Genomic DNA, 13,174 nt, shown 5'->3' on the forward strand with positions numbered 1-13,174 from the left:
GCGGATTAAGATTATGAATACAGACCGTGCGATTGCTGACTTCATTCTTTTTTTGAAAAACGAAAAAAACGCCTCCGAGCACACAATAAAGGCGTATTCCGGAGATCTGTCCGAACTGGCGGAGTATCTGGAAACAGAAAAGATCAGTGATATAGAATCTGCTGACTTCTTCGTTCTGCGTGGGTTTGCCGCATCGCTTTTCGACAGAGACATCTCTAAATCCACTGCCGAGCGCAAGATAGCCTGCCTGAAATCATTCTTTAAATATCTCCACAAAAAAGGGATCACGGACGACAACCACGCCCGTATGCTGAAATTCCCCAAGAAAGAGAAGAAAGCCTTTAATGTTTTCAATATAGACGATCTCCTGAATCTGCTTGAACTTCCTGACAAAACAGAAGCCGCCGGAATGCGTGACGCCCTGATACTGGAGCTTATGTACGGAACAGGTGTCCGTGTTTCTGAGCTCACAGGGCTGAATATTTCCGATGTTGACCTGCGCGGAATGCGTATGCGTGTGCGGGGCAAAGGGAAGAAGGAGCGCATTATACCGCTGGGTGACATTCTCGGTGAGCTGATAACGGAGTACATGCGTGTTCGTGCCGATGTGCCCGCAGAGGGGCATTACCCCAAGGATGACGCGGTGTTTCTTAATAAGTACGGCAGCAGACTGACTGAGCGTTCCGTGGGGCGTATAGTGGAAAAGTATCTCAAAGCCGCGCAGCTGCCTCTGGATTTTTCCCCGCACTCATTCAGACATTCCTTCGCAACTCATCTTCTTGAGGGTGGGGCGGATCTCCGCACTATTCAGGAACTTCTCGGGCATGAATCCCTCTCAACCACGCAAAAATATACACACCTTAACCTCAGCGACCTGTTGAGGGTGTATGATAAAACTCACCCGAAAGCAAAATAAATCATTTTTTTATTCGTTCATTCCGAAACAGTTAAGGGCGCAGAGCGCCTTTCCGCCTTTGTCCGGCGTTTTTTTCACTGTGAAATATTTAAATCAGATGATATTATTCGTTCCGGTAATGATTATACCACTATTATTTACTGATTGGAATTAATATAGGTTGAGCATGGAAAAAGCATTAGTTGTTGACGACAGCAGACTTATACGCAAAAGCATTAGAACCGAACTGGAAAAGTTTAGTTATAAAGTTGATGAAGCGGCAGATCTGACTGAGGCCAGAAAAAAACTGGCTGAAAACTATTATGATGTTGTGACGCTTGACATGGTTCTGCCGGACGGCAAAGGTCTGGAGCTGTGCAGGGAAATGAAGTATGAGCAGAAGTTTGAGCAGACAACTGTGATCATCATTACCTCCTTAATTGATGATTCCGTGCGCATACAATGCTTTCAGAACGGAGCATTCGGATATTTCCTGAAAAATTCCGTGAGAGAAGGTCTCGGTGTCTTTCTTCAGAATGTGAAGGATTTTGTAAGCACCTGCTGTTTCAGCGGAATGAAAGCTCTTCTTGTAGAAGACAGCAAACTCCAGAGACACTTCATCAGCGGTCTTCTGAAAAAATCAGGTGTGACTCCCATATGTATGGAAAATATTGAGAGCGCAATGGATCTGCTGAAAAGCGGAAGCTATGTGCCTGACATTGTCCTTATTGACTACTTCTTCGGCTCAGGCAAAACCAGCGGGGAATTTGTCAACTTCCTCAAAAAAGACTACAATTTTAAAAATATTCCTATCATTGCCATGACTGTTTCTGACGACAGAGAAGTGCGCAACAGCCTTTTTTATACAGGAGTTAACGACTTTTTTCATAAGCCGTTCGACGTGGAGGAGTTTTATCTGCGCCTGAGAGCGCATCTTCTCAATAAAATACTGCTGGACGACATGGAGAAAACCAATAAGCTTCTTCAGCTTCAGGCGATTACTGACGGACTCACAGGCATATATAACAGACGGTATTTTTACGAAACACTCAGCAAAGAAGACAGCAGATTCCGCAGAACAAAAGAGCCTTACTCCGTGATACTGTTTGATATAGACCATTTCAAAAGGATAAACGACAGATTCGGACACATTCTGGGCGATGAGGTGATTAAGGAAATTTCTTCGATTGCCCGCTCGCTCACGAGAGAATCGGACACTGTAGCCCGTTACGGCGGCGAGGAATTTATTATCCTTCTCCCTGAAACAGACTGCAACGGGGCTTACACTCTGGCAGAAAAGCTCAGAAAAACCACTGAGTCGGCTGTGTTTAAAGGAATCAGTGCCCGCATTACAAGCAGCTTCGGCGTTGCCTGCATTTCAGAAACCAGATGCAGTGAAAAGCTTGTGAACCTTGCGGACGAGAGACTGTATCAGGCTAAAAATATGGGCAGAAACCGTGTTGTCGGCAGCGAAACAATAGTTAAGTAGCCTCCTGCCGAAAAAGATAAAAAGAAAGCCCCGAACGGTTTTGCCGGACGGGGCTGTTGTTTTTTAAGATAAAGATGCCGCTGTTATTTTGCGTGGCATTTGTTGCAGGATTTGCCCTGAGGAACTTTCTTCGCAACGTGGCATTCCCAGCAGAAGGTGTCGTGAGCGTCATTTTTAGTCGCTTTAACTTTGATAGCTCCTTTGAAGTTAGCTTCTCCGCCTGCTTTAAGGTTTTTCAGCGCGCCGCCTTCAGCGGTAATGTGGCAGTCAGTACACTGGTTTTTAGCCTGATGCACATCGTGGGGGAACTGAACTGCGGGTTTAGAGGGCTCGCCTGCTACCCAAGTTTTGAGGTCGATTTTCGCGGGACCTGCCGCAATTGCCGCAGCAACTGCGAAACACACGATAACCATTGCAACTATGAGTTTTTTCATAATCTTCTCCTTCATGAAATCTATCAGCATAAATTAGCATATGACATTATAATGTCAAGGCTGATTATATCTGATTTACGTATAATTTGCGGTAAAGGAAAGGTAAAATCCACAACAGCGGAGGGGGATGTGTCCGTATTATTTTGGTATAAATAGAAATTTACCTTTGTGCAAAAAGTTTTGACCATATTCTCTATCCCCCCTTGGTAAGCAGCGCCGGAGAGGTTGGCGCTTGTTGCCGTGACAGCGCCGTATTCCATTAAAAAATCCGCCAGAGGTTCGGTTTTCGGGAGCCTGACGGCAACTTTTCCGTTCAGGGTCATAAGCGGATGCAGATTTTCCTTAGCCTTAAGAACCAGAGTACACGGAAACGGGCAGTTTTTCATCAGATTCAGCGCCGCAGGCGAGAGTTCGGCTATTTCCTCAGCCTGTTCTAAAGATCCGACAAGCACAGGAAAGGGTTTGTTCATTTCCCTGCCCTTGATTTCGTAAATTTTCTCATTTGCGGCAATGTTTTTTACGGATGCGCCTATGCCGTAGATAGTGTCCGTGGGGAAGATCACGGGCTCGTTTTCTGAGCCCGCCTGAGAGAATATTTTTCTGAATGCGGGTGAATCCGCCTTCATTATAAGCATTTTACTGTGCGCCGTTCAGCATCGCCTGTACTTCTTCGTTAGCCTTATAGACTTCCTGCTTCATGTTCTCACGGTAACTCTTAAGCTTTGCGTTAAGCTCGGCGTCTGACCTTGCTATTATCTGGCATGCGAAAAGGGCGGCGTTCTTTGCCCCTGCGCTGCCGATCGCCATGGTCGCAACGGGTATGCCGCCGGGCATCTGCACCATTGAAAGCAAAGCGTCAAGCCCGCCGAGGGTGGTTGCGGAAACGGGCACTGCCACAACGGGAAGGTTGGTCTCGCTCGCCACGACACCGGCAAGGTGCGCCGCGGCGCCCGCAAGAGCTATTATGACGGAGAAACCGTTATTTTCGGCTCCTCTTGCCCATTCGCCTGTGCGTTCTGGGGTTCTGTGCGCGCTGGAAACTATAACTTCGCAGGGTACGCTGAAGTCTTTAAGAACCTTAATGGCAGCTTCGGCTATACCGAGGTCTGATTTACTGCCCATTATGATGCCGACTTTACTCATTTCTTAAGCCTCCTGAGCGCCTTAGCTCCGATGTCTTTACGGAAGTGGGCGTTTGTCCAGTATATTTTCTCAACCGCTTCGTAGGCACGCTCTATAGTTTCCCCAAGGTCTTTTCCCCTTGCGGTAACTCCGAGAACCCGTCCGCCCGTATTCACGGTTTTTTTATCGATAGTTTCCGTGCCCGCATGAAACACCTTGACTCCCGCGATTCTGTCTGCGTCCGCTATTCCGTTTATCTCATAGCCTTTTTCATAGTCTTTGGGATAACCTCCGGAAGCCATAACCACGCATACAGCGGGCTCAGCGCTCCAGTCCGCCTTTATTTCGTGAAGCCTGCCGTCTATGCACGCTTCAAAGATTTCAAGCAGATCTGAGTTAAGGCGGGTCAGCACCGGCTGAGTTTCAGGATCTCCGAAGCGGGCGTTAAACTCAAGCACCTTAACTCCGTCTGCAGTGATCATTAGTCCGGCGTAGATTATGCCGACGTATTTGATGCCGCGTTTCTTAAACTCATTTATAAGGGGATAGGCTATTTTCTGCGTTGCGAAATCGAATATTTCATCCGTGACGACAGGAGCGGGTGAGTAAGCGCCCATGCCCCCTGTGTTGGGACCCTTATCGCCGTCGTAAACAGCCTTGTGATCCTGACTTGATACCATGGGCAGAACTGTTTCCCCGTCGGAGAAGGCAAGGTATGAAGCCTCCTCTCCATCGAGAAATTCCTCCACCACCACTTTGCTTCCTGCATCGCCGAAGATATTGTCTATGAAGATCTCTTTCAGCGCGGCTTCCGCTTCCGTCAATGTAAAGGCAACCGTGACGCCTTTGCCCGCCGCGAGTCCGTCAGCCTTGATTACGATGGGAGCGCCTTTTTCATGCACATAGGCGTTCGCCGCTTCAAAATCGGTGAACTCTCTGTAAAAAGCTGTGGGTATACCCGCCGCAACCATCATTTCCTTGGCGAACGCTTTACTGGCTTCTATCTGCGCCGCAGCTTTGCATGGACCGAAGACACGGAGTCCGTGCTCCTGAAAATAATCCACTATCCCTGCGGCGAGGGGATCCTCCGGACCCACGACAGTAAGCGCTACGCCGTTTGCTTTCGCAAAGTCCGCAAGTTCCTTAAGGTCGGTGGCTTTTATGCGGATATTGGTCACTTTGTTTTCAAGAGCTGTGCCGCCGTTGCCGGGGGCGACAAAGATTTCCTCAATCTTGGGGTTCTGAGCCAGTTTCCACGCGAGGGCGTGTTCCCTGCCCCCGCTGCCTACAACAAGTATTTTCATTGCTAATCCTTATTTGATGATAGTTCGCAGGCAGGTACATCCTGTCCTGCTGCTCACACGCTCGCGCCGAACTCGGTTCGGCTTCGCTTCGCACGGCGCAGTCCCATCCATGGGACTGTTTTGCGTCATTGCGAACCCTGAAAGGGTGAAGCAATCTCTCTGTATATTTCAGAGACTGCCACATCGCTTCGTTCCTCGCAGTGACACTGTAATACGTCATCCAGTCAGTTTGAGGCACACGCTCGCGGTCAGGCAATGTGCGATTCATTCTTTAAATATCCCCCTTTTATAAAGGGGGATAGAGGGGGATTTTATAAATACACTTATGTTTGCTTTTCTGTTTGTCGTCAATTTTAATGTTTAAAGTGACGGATACCGGTGAAGATCATCGCTATGCCGTGTTCGTCAGCTGCCTGAATGACTTCCTCATCCCTGATTGAACCGCCGGGGGAAATTATGGCTGTTATGCCCTGTTCCGCCGCCTGATCCACGCTGTCACGGAAGGGGAAGAACGCGTCGCTTGCCATCACACAGCCCTCAAGAGGTTTTTTTGCTTTGAAGGCAGCGATTTTTGCTGAGTCTACACGGCTCATCTGCCCTGCGCCCACACCGATGGACTGGTATTCATTGGCGTATATGATTGCGTTTGATTTAACATGTTTTGCCACCTTCCAAGCGAAGGCCATTGCCTTAAGCTCGCCTTCCGTAGGCTTGCGTTTGGAGGGTGAAGGGAGAGCGGCTATGTCGTCAAAAGAGTGGAGGTCTCTGTCCTGAAGAAGAACGCCGCCGGTGACCTTTTTAACATCAAGCTCATTGTCCCTTGCGCCTGAAAGATCGCCTATCTCTATGAGACGGAGGTTCTTTTTCTGCTCAAGGATCTCTTTTGCCTCTTTGCTGAAGGAGGGTGCGACTATGACCTCAAGGAAAAGCTCGGCTAGTTTTTCCGCAGTGGCTTTGTCCACTTCTCTGTTAGCGCCGACTATGCCGCCGAACGCGCTCACCGGGTCGCACTCAAGGGCGCGCCCGTAGGCCTCAAGAAGGGTTGCGCCTGTGGCTGTGCCGCAGGGGTTAGTGTGTTTTATGATAGTTATTACCGGTTCTCCGCAGAAGTCTTTAATGATTTCCGCAGCGGCGTTGATGTCAACTATGTTGTTGAAGGAAAGCTCTTTTCCGTGAAGCTGAACTCCCGTGGAGACGCCTGCTTCTTTAATGAGAGGCTGAACATAGAAAGCTGAGTCCTGATGAGGGTTTTCGCCGTAGCGCATCCCCTGTTTTTTGCGTGCGGGGAGGGTATATTCATCGGGAAACTTAACGCCCAGAAGATTGTTGAAGAAGCCTGCGATTATGCTGTCATACAGAGCTGTGTGTCCGTATGCCTTTCTGGCGAGGTCACGTCTTGTTTCAAGGCTTGTGCCGCCGGATGCGTCCATTTCGGCGATTACTCTTTTGTAATCCGCACCGTCAACAATGATTGTTACAAACTTATGGTTTTTAGCGGCGCTTCTCACCATGGAGGGTCCGCCTATGTCTATATTTTCGATGATTTCGTCTAAGCTCACGCCTGCTTTACAGACAGTTTCCTCAAAAGGATAAAGGTTTACGGCTACTATGTCGATGTTTTTGAGCCCGTGCTCCTTCATGGTTTTCTGGTGTTCCGCATCGTCACGGACATTGAGAATGCCGCCGTGAACTCTGGGATGAAGGGTTTTCACTCTGCCGTCAAGCATTTCGGGAAATCCGGTAAATTCGCCTATTTCGGTGATTTTGATGCCGCTTTCCTTCAGAAGCTTGGCTGTTCCGCCGGTGGAGATGATTTCCACTCCTCTGGCGGCAAGCTCTTTCGCGAATTCGGCAACGCCCTCTTTCTTTGAAACGCTGATCAGCGCTCTTTCAGGTTTTACTATCATTTCTTCTCACTCCTTTTATGAAGAAAAAGGTCAAGCATAAGGAAGCAGACCCCTACGGATATAGCACTGTCCGCCACATTGAAAGCGGGCCAGTGGTAATCTGATACATAAAAATCCAGAAAATCCACCACTTTTCCGATGTAAACCCTATCTATAAAATTGCCTACCGCTCCGGCAATAATAAGTGTGTAAGAGAATGCCCTCAACTTCATGCTGTGCTCCTTATAGAGCAGATAAGCCACGGCGGCTATCGCTATAAGGGTAATCAGCACAAAGAAAAGCTGACGGTAGTTCTCGTTCATTCTTGCCAGAAAGCCAAAAGCCGCGCCCGGGTTCAGTATGTAAGTCAGGTTGAAGAATCCGGGTATGACCTCACGGGTTTCATGGAGCATGAATGTGTTTTTTACTATGATCTTCGTAGCCTGATCGATAAAAAGCAGGACGGTGAAAAGAGGGATAAGTGTTTTTTTCATATCAGCTTATCGCCTCTGCGCATCTGGCGCATATGGTCGGGTGCTCGGGGTTGGCGCCCACTGTGGGAACCTGACACCAGCACCTTTCGCATTTCCGGTTTGCTGATGCGCTTGCGATTACCTTCACCGTTTTGTCCTCAGACGTGTAAGCGCCTTCGATGGTGCTTATTTCCGCAAGCTCCAGCTCGGAGACTATGAAGATCTTCTCTATCCCCTCATCGGCGGTCATGATCGCTCTGTCGGCTTCTGAGAGTCCGACGATAACCTTCGCGCCGAGGGAATGCCCTATAACCTTTTCCGCTCTCGCAAGTTCAAGGGCTTTGTTGACTTCTTTTCTTATCTCTATGATTCTGTTCCATTTCGCTTCAAGCTTTTCGTCTCTGAGGTTGAGAACCTTGGGGAAAAGCTCTTCAAACACAAGCTCGCATTTTCCGCTCCAGCCGGGTATGAACTCCCATATTTCATCCGCGGTGAACGAGAGGATCGGCGCCATAACTGTGCTCATTTCCTTTGTGATGGTGAAAAGCACTGTCTGAGCGGATCTGCGAAGGTGTGAATCCTTTTTGTATGAGTATACCCTGTCCTTTATTATATCAAGGTAGAAGGAGCTGAGGTCGTTTATGCAGAAGTTCAGGAATGTGTGGTAAAACACGTGAAACTGGTATCTGTCGTATGCGCTGTAGATGCGCTCCTTCACTGCCTGCCAGCGGATAAGGGCGTATTTGTCCAGATCCGGCAGTTTATCGTATTCCACCATGTCCGTGTCGGGGTTGAAGTCGGATATTACGCCGAGGAGGTATCTCGCAGTGTTGCGGATCTTCCTGTAGGACTCCACAAGACGGCTGACTATGTCGTCTGATATTCTGATGTCTTCCGAATAATCTTCCGCTGAAACCCAGAGGCGGAGAACCTCTGCGCCGTATTTATTTATTATCTCATTGGGAGCCACAACATTGCCGGAGGACTTGGACATTTTGCGCCCCTTGCCGTCCACAACGAAGCCGTGGGTAAGTATCTCGTCATAGGGAGCTCTCCCCCTTGTGCCCACGGACTCAAGGAGTGTGCTGTGGAACCAGCCTCTGTGCTGGTCGCTCCCCTCAAGATACATGTTCACCGGCCAGCCGAGCTCCTTTCTCTCTTCGCATACTGCGGAGTGGGAAACGCCGGAATCGAACCACACGTCAAGAATGTCGGTCTCTTTTTTCAGTCTTCCGCCGCCGCATTTCGGGCATTTGGCATCCTTGCCGATGAACTCTTCCGCTTCCATATCGAACCATGCGTCCGCTCCGTGCTCACGGAAAGCGGAGAGCACTTTCTCCTGAACATCCTTGGGTATATATACCTCATCGCAGTCCTGACAAGTGAAGACAGCTATGGGTACGCCCCATGTTCTCTGGCGGCTGATGCACCAGTCCGGTCTGTGCTCTATCATGGCGTTTATTCGGTTCTGCCCCCACGCGGGAACCCACTGAACCCTCTTTATCTCATCCAGCGCCTTTTTGCGCAGATCATTGGTTTCCATTGATATGAACCACTGGGGAGTGGCACGGAATATCACGGGATTTTTGCATCTCCAGCAGTGGGGGTAGGAGTGCTCAATTTTTCCGTGTGAAAGGAGAACGCCTGTCTCATCAAGGAGCTCAACTATCTTCGGATTGGCTTTGTTTATGTGCTCTCCGGCGAATATTTCAGTGTCTTTTTTGAAGACGCCGTAGTCGTCCACGGGGTTAAGCACTTCAAGACCGTATTTGAGCCCGACAACATAATCTTCCTGACCGTGACCGGGAGCAGTGTGAACCAGACCCGTACCGGCTTCAAGGGTTACATGGTCTCCGAGGATTATTGCTGAATCCCTGTCGTAGAAGGGATGTTTGTTTTTTATCCCTTCGAGGTCGGCGCCTTTAAAGGTTTTCACTTTTTCGTATGCGGTTATTTTGAACTCGCCGAGGAGCTTCTCAAGGAGCTCTTCGGCAACTATGATGTATTCATTGCCGAGGTTTTTATTGTCTGCCTCAGTGATCTTAACAAGTGTGTACACGAAGTCGGGGTGAACGCAGACAGCGAGGTTGGCGGGGAGTGTCCAAGGCGTGGTTGTCCATATAACGGAGGAAATCTTGTCCGATGCTCCGAGCCCGAGCCTTGCCTTATCAGTGTCACGGACTGGGAATTTTACATATATGGAATGTGACGTGTGGTTGTCGTACTCAACCTCCGCTTCGGCGAGGGCGGTAACGCAGCTTGTACACCAGTAAACAGGCTTGGAGCCCTTGTAAACACCGCCGTTGTTGAAGAATCTGTAAAGCTCCTCAAGGGTTTTCGCCTCATAGACGTGATCCATTGTTATATAAGGATTGTCCCAGTCGCCGAAACCGCCGAGGCGCTTGAACTCTTCTCTCTGTATATTGATGAACTCTGTGGCGTATTCACGGCAGAGCTTTCTTATCTGTGACTTTGAGAGCTCATGCTTCTTGCTGCCGAGCTTTTTGTCCACCTGATGCTCAATGGGCAGACCATGACAGTCCCACCCGGGGATGTAAGGCGTTTGGTAGCCTTCAAATGATTTTACCTTGACCACAAAATCTTTAAGGATTTTATTCAGTGCGTGTCCGATGTGGATGTGACCGTTTGCATATGGAGGACCGTCATGAAGGATGTATTTCTCGCAGTTTTCCCTTTTTTTCATTATTTTGGAATATGCGTTCTCTTCGTCCCATTTTTTTATGCGTTCCGGTTCTCTTACGGAAAGGCTGGCTTTCATGGGAAATCCGGTTTCCGGGAGATTCAGCGTGCTTTTATAATCCATTTCGGCGGCACTCCTTATGAGATTTATTGAGGGAAAAAATACATATCACTAAAAAGAGCAATAATCAAGAGAGGGATGCGCACACGGAGCCGTTATTTGAGTGGTTTTCCGATAAGAATAAAACACAAACATATATTAACCTGAACAAAAATATGCGATACTGAAAAACGCAATAAAATTGCAGGAGCACTCATTATTATATGGCACACTTGAAAAGAAAATCTCTCGCCGTTGATTTCCGCATGTGCAGAGCCTCCGGTATCGGAACATATATCAGAAACATTATTCCCTTTCTTACCGACTCATTCGACATAACCCTCCTCGGCTGTGAGGAGGATATAAAGGCCTTTCCATGGGCGGATAAGGTTAAGATCATCGAAGCTTCATCCAAAATATATTCCGTGAGTGAACAGATCGAGCTCTTCCGGAAAATTCCGGACTGTGATGTTTTCTGGTCGCCTCATTATAATGTGCCTGTTCTGCCGATCAGGGCGAAAAAAAGGATAGTTACGGTGCATGATGCGTACCATCTTGCGGCGGAAAGCGGCATTTTTTCCCCTGTTCAGAGGATGTATGCTAAGTTTGTCATGCGCCGCGCCGTATCTGTGTCTGACGCCGTGCTGACTGTTTCGGAATTTTCAAAAGCTGAAATACTCAAATACTGCCCTTCTGAACCGGCGAAGATAAAGGTGGTTTTCAACGCTGTGGACGAAAAGCAGTTCAGCGGAGATAAAAACAGCGATGTGATAAAAAAATACTCCCTGCCGGAAGACTATATCCTCTTTGTGGGGAACGTGAAGCCGAATAAAAACCTCATTACCCTGTTGAAGGCACTTGAACTCATGAGCGGAGTGAACCTTGTCATAGTAGGCAGGAAGGACGGATTCATCACCGGCGATTCCGCCGTGGCGGAGATGGTGAACGGATCTGAAAGCCTCAAAAGCAGAGTGTTTTTTACTGGTTATGCGGATGATAAGGATATTCCCTCAATATACGCTTCTGCATCGGTTTTTGTTTTTCCATCACTTTATGAAGGCTTTGGCATTCCGCCTCTGGAGGCTCAGGCATGCGGATGTCCGGTTGTGTCTTCTCCTGCGGCAAGCCTGCGGGAGGTATGCGGCGGAAGCGTAATCTATTGTGATCCTATGTCGTCTGAGGATATAGCGGAAAAGGTTATGAAAGTGCGTGGTTCTGCGGAACTCCGTGCAGAGTTAATAGAGAAAGGTTATGATAATATCCGCCGTTTCGGCTGGCAGAAGTCGGCAGAGCAGATAAGGGATATAATAAAGGGGATGTGAGCGTGTATAAAAATTTCCCAAGGATGGTGAAATTTTTACTGAAAGTAGAAGTTAAGAGATTGCTTCATGACGAAGGCGTATGTCCCATGGAGGCACAGGAAGTGCCGACGCCGTGCGAAGCGAAGGTCTGCTTTGCAGACCGCGAGCGTGTATAAAAATTTCCCAAGGATGGTGAAATTTTTACTGAAAGTAGAAGGTAAGAGATTGCTTCATGACGAAGGCGTATGTCCCATGGAGGCACAGGAAGTGCCGACGCCGTGCGAAGCGAAGGTCTGCTTTGCAGACCGCGAGCGTGTATAAAAATTTCCCAAGGATGGTGAAATTTTTACTGAAAGTTAGACTTTTTACGGAACATATGATAGCGTTTGCTGTCTTTAAGTTAGCTTTGCTAACTATTTTAAAAGGAGCTTGTGTTTATGAAAAAGTGCATTTTGGCCGTTCTTCTGCTTGTTTCTCTCGCAGCATGCGGCGCACAGAAGGAAGCCGCGAAACCCGAAGCGGATGTTTCCGCAGTTATGAAGGAAAACCTCGGTAAGTTTTTTTCCTCAAAAAACATGAACGATGTAACTTACGAAGTTGAGGTTATTGAGCCTGTTGAAGGTGTCGAGGCTCTCAAATTCGTGAAGCTCACGTTCAAAGATGCTGAAAGAAGTCAGGAGCAGTATGTATTTACCGACGGCAGGTACATCATTCCCGATATTACCGAAGTTGCCACTGGCGCAGGAATAAAAGACAAACTTGTCTTCAAAAACACTCCCGCTGCCAACATTGACCTCAGCAAGCTTACACTCGCGTACGGCAGCAAAGACGCTAAAAACTACATAGTCGAAATAAGCGATTTCCAGTGCCCCTATTGCAGAAGAACGCACGAATACCTGAAAGAAAAACTCGCAGGTAAAGACGTTGCCATATACTTCATGCACTTCCCTCTTGCTTTCCACCCGAAAGCGGAGATTTACGCGAAAGTTTTTGAAGCGGGAATGGCGCAGAACGCTAACTTCTACGATGAGCTTTACAGCACCACACCCGATTTTGACGCCAAAACAGATGCAGAGATAGTTGACTATTTCGCGGCGAAAACTGCCGATGCGGCTGCATTTAAAGCTCTTGTGAGCGACAACGCGACAGCGGCGAAGGTTGCCGAGCAGATGAAGACGGCTCAGGCTCTGGGCGTAACCGGAACACCGGCTCTTTACTTTAACGGCAAACTTGTGGGCGGATTTAAACCCCCTATGTTTGACCTTGCCATCGAAACTTTCAAATAGAAGACCTTAAAATATAAATCCTGCGGGGGAAACTCTTCCGCAGGATTTTCCGGCTAAAGGGCAGGTCTGTTCCGTGATAATTTGTCTTGCAGTTGTCAGATAACGCTTATATAAACATTCGATACGGTGGATAGGCAGAACCTATTTACATAGAAATTGTCTTTTTTACGCTGAACTGTTATAT

11 protein-coding genes are annotated in these 13,174 nt (G+C 48.2%); 4 read left to right on the plus strand and 7 right to left on the minus strand.

The features are described 5' to 3' along the window. The first annotated feature begins 13 nt into the window (after window positions 1–13). Together EP073_RS05485 and EP073_RS05490 are read left to right on the plus strand one after the other, a co-directional pair. Window positions 14–916 carry a tyrosine recombinase XerC gene (locus tag EP073_RS05485; protein ID WP_128466161.1) on the plus strand — a complete coding sequence of 301 codons (903 nt, stop codon included), beginning with the start codon at window positions 14–16 and terminating at the stop codon, window positions 914–916. Between the two features lie 166 nt (window positions 917–1,082). Next, entirely contained in the window at window positions 1,083–2,384 is a 1,302-nt protein-coding gene (locus EP073_RS05490; RefSeq protein ID WP_128466162.1) for a GGDEF domain-containing response regulator, read from the plus strand. An 83-nt stretch (window positions 2,385–2,467) separates the two neighbouring features. Here EP073_RS05490 and EP073_RS05495 read toward each other — a convergent pair whose 3' ends face one another. The 7 genes from EP073_RS05495 to ileS form a co-directional block, all read right to left on the minus strand. Beyond that, a complete protein-coding gene (locus EP073_RS05495) occupies window positions 2,468–2,818 on the minus strand; it encodes a cytochrome c3 family protein (protein ID WP_128466163.1) in 351 nt (116 codons plus the stop codon). Between the two features lie 23 nt (window positions 2,819–2,841). After that, complete coding sequence (locus tag EP073_RS05500; protein ID WP_128466164.1) at window positions 2,842–3,453, minus strand: L-threonylcarbamoyladenylate synthase; 612 nt, start codon at window positions 3,451–3,453, stop codon at window positions 2,842–2,844. A 1-nt stretch (window position 3,454) separates the two neighbouring features. Beyond that, complete coding sequence (gene purE / locus EP073_RS05505) at window positions 3,455–3,961, minus strand: 5-(carboxyamino)imidazole ribonucleotide mutase (RefSeq protein ID WP_128466165.1); 507 nt, start codon at window positions 3,959–3,961, stop codon at window positions 3,455–3,457. Beyond that, a complete protein-coding gene (gene purD / locus EP073_RS05510; protein ID WP_128466166.1) occupies window positions 3,958–5,244 on the minus strand; it encodes a phosphoribosylamine--glycine ligase in 1,287 nt (428 codons plus the stop codon). The genes purE and purD overlap by 4 nt, the downstream gene beginning before the upstream one ends. Before the next feature lie 353 nt (window positions 5,245–5,597). Next, window positions 5,598–7,151 carry a bifunctional phosphoribosylaminoimidazolecarboxamide formyltransferase/IMP cyclohydrolase gene (gene purH, locus EP073_RS05515; protein WP_128466167.1) on the minus strand — a complete coding sequence of 518 codons (1,554 nt, stop codon included), beginning with the start codon at window positions 7,149–7,151 and terminating at the stop codon, window positions 5,598–5,600. Continuing rightward, on the minus strand, window positions 7,148–7,624 hold the full coding sequence (gene lspA, locus EP073_RS05520) for a signal peptidase II (RefSeq protein ID WP_128466168.1): 477 nt from the start codon (window positions 7,622–7,624) through the stop codon (window positions 7,148–7,150). The genes purH and lspA overlap by 4 nt, the downstream gene beginning before the upstream one ends. Window position 7,625: 1 nt before the next feature. Continuing rightward, window positions 7,626–10,427: an isoleucine--tRNA ligase gene (gene ileS, locus EP073_RS05525; protein WP_128466169.1), complete on the minus strand. Its 2,802-nt coding sequence runs from the start codon at window positions 10,425–10,427 to the stop codon at window positions 7,626–7,628. Between the two features lie 200 nt (window positions 10,428–10,627). Here ileS and EP073_RS05530 point away from each other — a divergent pair, with 200 nt between their 5' ends. Together EP073_RS05530 and EP073_RS05535 are read left to right on the plus strand one after the other, a co-directional pair. After that, window positions 10,628–11,725 carry a glycosyltransferase family 4 protein gene (locus EP073_RS05530; protein ID WP_206617503.1) on the plus strand — a complete coding sequence of 366 codons (1,098 nt, stop codon included), beginning with the start codon at window positions 10,628–10,630 and terminating at the stop codon, window positions 11,723–11,725. 416 nt (window positions 11,726–12,141) lie between these two features. Then, on the plus strand, window positions 12,142–12,990 hold the full coding sequence (locus EP073_RS05535) for a DsbA family protein (RefSeq protein WP_128466170.1): 849 nt from the start codon (window positions 12,142–12,144) through the stop codon (window positions 12,988–12,990). Window positions 12,991–13,174 lie beyond the last annotated feature (184 nt).

Origin of the sequence: Geovibrio thiophilus (genome assembly GCF_004087915.1) — a bacterium.
In the GTDB taxonomy this organism is placed as follows: domain Bacteria; phylum Chrysiogenota; class Deferribacteres; order Deferribacterales; family Geovibrionaceae; genus Geovibrio; species Geovibrio thiophilus.

Coding starts and splice junctions, on each gene's coding strand:
- purE (WP_128466165.1), bottom strand. CDS start 3,961: ATGAGTAAAGTCGGCATCATAATGGGCAGTAAATCAGACCTCGGTATA.
- EP073_RS05530 (WP_206617503.1), top strand. CDS start 10,628: ATGGCACACTTGAAAAGAAAATCTCTCGCCGTTGATTTCCGCATGTGC.
- EP073_RS05500 (WP_128466164.1), bottom strand. CDS start 3,453: ATGCTTATAATGAAGGCGGATTCACCCGCATTCAGAAAAATATTCTCT.
- EP073_RS05485 (WP_128466161.1), top strand. CDS start 14: ATGAATACAGACCGTGCGATTGCTGACTTCATTCTTTTTTTGAAAAAC.
- ileS (WP_128466169.1), bottom strand. CDS start 10,427: ATGGATTATAAAAGCACGCTGAATCTCCCGGAAACCGGATTTCCCATG.
- EP073_RS05495 (WP_128466163.1), bottom strand. CDS start 2,818: ATGAAAAAACTCATAGTTGCAATGGTTATCGTGTGTTTCGCAGTTGCT.
- lspA (WP_128466168.1), bottom strand. CDS start 7,624: ATGAAAAAAACACTTATCCCTCTTTTCACCGTCCTGCTTTTTATCGAT.
- EP073_RS05490 (WP_128466162.1), top strand. CDS start 1,083: ATGGAAAAAGCATTAGTTGTTGACGACAGCAGACTTATACGCAAAAGC.
- EP073_RS05535 (WP_128466170.1), top strand. CDS start 12,142: ATGAAAAAGTGCATTTTGGCCGTTCTTCTGCTTGTTTCTCTCGCAGCA.
- purD (WP_128466166.1), bottom strand. CDS start 5,244: ATGAAAATACTTGTTGTAGGCAGCGGGGGCAGGGAACACGCCCTCGCG.
- purH (WP_128466167.1), bottom strand. CDS start 7,151: ATGATAGTAAAACCTGAAAGAGCGCTGATCAGCGTTTCAAAGAAAGAG.